This is a genomic window from Candidatus Methanoperedens nitratireducens (assembly GCF_900196725.1).
GTDB lineage: Archaea > Halobacteriota > Methanosarcinia > Methanosarcinales > Methanoperedenaceae > Methanoperedens > Methanoperedens nitroreducens_A.
The window spans coordinates 1-2378 of the sequence record NZ_FZMP01000158.1 but is presented as its reverse complement, the minus strand read 5'-3'; the positions used below and the strand labels follow the sequence as shown (position 1 = coordinate 2378).

4 protein-coding genes are annotated in these 2378 nt (G+C 39.7%); 2 read left to right on the top strand and 2 right to left on the bottom strand.

All coding sequences use genetic code 11. The annotated features are described in order from the left end of the window. Positions 1–29: 29 nt before the first annotated feature. Positions 30–347, bottom strand: a complete 318-nt coding sequence (locus MNV_RS10335) for a winged helix-turn-helix transcriptional regulator (RefSeq protein ID WP_257000025.1) — start codon at positions 345–347, stop codon at positions 30–32. 273 nt (positions 348–620) lie between these two features. Between MNV_RS10335 and MNV_RS21345 the strand changes: the two genes are divergently transcribed. Further along, entirely contained in the window at positions 621–968 is a 348-nt protein-coding gene (locus MNV_RS21345; protein ID WP_096205806.1) for a CopD family protein, read from the top strand. Between the two features lie 277 nt (positions 969–1245). After that, on the top strand, positions 1246–1935 hold the full coding sequence (gene rpiA, locus MNV_RS10325; RefSeq protein WP_096205804.1) for a ribose-5-phosphate isomerase RpiA: 690 nt from the start codon (positions 1246–1248) through the stop codon (positions 1933–1935). Here rpiA and MNV_RS10320 read toward each other — a convergent pair. After that, the coding region (locus MNV_RS10320; protein WP_143311735.1) for a nucleotidyltransferase family protein at positions 1922–2378 on the bottom strand (457 nt) is incomplete at its 5' end. The two genes, rpiA and MNV_RS10320, sit on opposite strands and share 14 nt — an antisense overlap.

Below are 2378 nucleotides of genomic sequence, written 5' to 3'. Positions count from 1 at the left end.
TCTGAGCATCCCTAAAGAAACCCTTTTAATCAAAGGTCATTACAGCATCTCTCAGTTCCGTCTCCTTCTTTTGTTAGCGAGTACTCCACCCTGGGAGGTATTTGCGCAAATGGTTCTCTTTTGATTATGTTCGCATTCTCCAGTTCTTTTAACCTATCGGCTAACGTTTTTGGACTTATCTTATCCAGCTTTTTTTCAAGCTCGTTGTAGCGCAATTTCTGGTTATTCCCAATCGCACTGATTATCAATAAAGCCCATTTTTTACTGAGGATACCCATGATACCTTCAATAGAACACAAACATATATCGTCCTCATACATAGTGCATCTCTTACTTTCTTTTTGCATAGCGACTTCCATTTTCAATAGCAGCTATTTAACTTTAAACTTGATAGTTTAAATACTTTATTAACTGAAGTAACTATAAAGATAAAAGGAGGTGAAAAAGATGTGCCGACAATGCCTTCCCATTACTAAAAATAAAGAACAGCAGATGAATGATTCCAAAGACAGTAAGAATAAAAATATCGTTATCGAAGAACACGAACCAATCTTGAAAAAAACTTAAAATGTATCTGCCCCTGTTTATGACAGAGGCAGTAATTTATTCACATAAAAGAGATGATAATTGACCAAAATCAGCGTCCAGTGCTCGGAACTGCTGTATTAAAGCGTTTCGTTATTTTTGCCTGGTTGAGCATTACAGTGCTGATTTTTACAGGTATTCCAATCGCCTTTCGCCATGTAGCATTTGAAGATATTTTGAGCACAACGTATGGAATTGTTTTGCTGAGCAAACATTTTGTAACATTGATAATGATTCTCATTGTTGCATGGGTTAGCTTTGTTCTTTCCACAAAGTTAGCACCTTTTGCCCCGAAACCTGACACAATCTTAATATTAGTAAAAACTAATCTGTCTCTTGGCATACTGGTACTACTATTAACCGCAATCTTGAGAGGTGTATAAGTACTAAGAAGCATAACATAAATAAGGTCATACCATTTGCCCAATTGTGTGAACTAAAAAGTCGAACTCTCTAATGCACCTGCTCTTGGAGGCGTCCGACTGAATTCGGGAGTTCATGAATAAGTGTTCTGGCTATACCAAACCTTAAATAAATTTGAATCTATTAAAGAACAGTATGAAAACGATTATCCCCCATCTAAATGACGTATTAAATAGGATTTTTAAAATAAAGGCTGGTTTTGTAAATTTAATTTAAAAAAGACATTTTAGTCCCATCATGAAAAACACCACTCAAAACCCCAAGCAGGCAGCCGGAGAACGGGCCGCCAAACTTGTAAAAAACAATATGATCGTAGGGCTTGGCACAGGCTCCACAACCGCTTATGCGATAAAAGAACTGGGAAGGCGTGTCGCCGATGGTTTGGATATCCTTGGTGTTCCCACATCATACCAGTCGGCATTTCTGGCAACTGAGAACGGAATCCCGCTCACCACGCTTGATGAGCATCCTGTGCTTGATATTGATATCGATGGCGCGGACCAGGTCGCAAATTTCATAGCGATTAAAGGCGGCGGAGCGGCGCATACGCGGGAAAAGATCGTTGCTGAATCCGCAAAAAAGTTCGTTGTAGTCATAGATGATTCAAAAATGGCTGATGTGCTGAGTCACCCAGTACCCCTTGAAGTCATACCAGCGGCGCGTAAACTTGTTGAAAAAAATGTGGCAAAACTCGGTGGAAAAACGCAGGTACGTATGGGCGTCAATAAGGATGGCCCGGTCATCTCGGATAACGGGAATTTCATAATGGATGCGGATTTTGGAAAAATAGATGACCCTGTATCATTAAGTAAAGAGCTTTCGTATTGTACAGGTATCGTAGAACATGGTATATTCACCAATGTGGATATGGTATATATCGGGAAAAAAGACGGGACTGTGAAAATAATTAGTCTCAGGAACCTTTAATATTATTTCCAAAATCCTCATTCCCAAGATTCTCATTTACTTTAGTTCCATTTTTTACCCTGACTTCAGGCCATATCCTGACCATTGAATTTACGGTCACTTCTTCCCCGATAATAACTCTTGGACCGATAACAGTACCGGTTTCAAGTATGCATGAATCTTTTATCCTGGTAGAATTATCGATAATAGCGCTGGAAACCGCAGTATTCGCGCCGATCTCAACACTATTAAATATATATGAAGAAAGTATCCTTGAGTTATTTCCGATTTTGCAGTTTGAGCCTATCGATGTGTAGGGGCCTATCAGGACATTATCCCCGATAGTTGTGTTTTCCCCGATCACTATAGGGCCTACAATGGAGGAATTTGAACCGAGTGACACATCATGCCCTATTTCAATTGGCCCTGTTACTCTTGCATCCTTGATATTCAGGCGGCCTGAA

Excerpts from the sequence above, each read along its gene's own strand:
- MNV_RS10335 (WP_257000025.1), bottom strand. The coding sequence starts at position 347 with ATGCAAAAAGAAAGTAAGAGATGCACTATGTATGAGGACGATATATGT.
- MNV_RS21345 (WP_096205806.1), top strand. The coding sequence starts at position 621 with ATGATAATTGACCAAAATCAGCGTCCAGTGCTCGGAACTGCTGTATTA.
- rpiA (WP_096205804.1), top strand. The coding sequence starts at position 1,246 with ATGAAAAACACCACTCAAAACCCCAAGCAGGCAGCCGGAGAACGGGCC.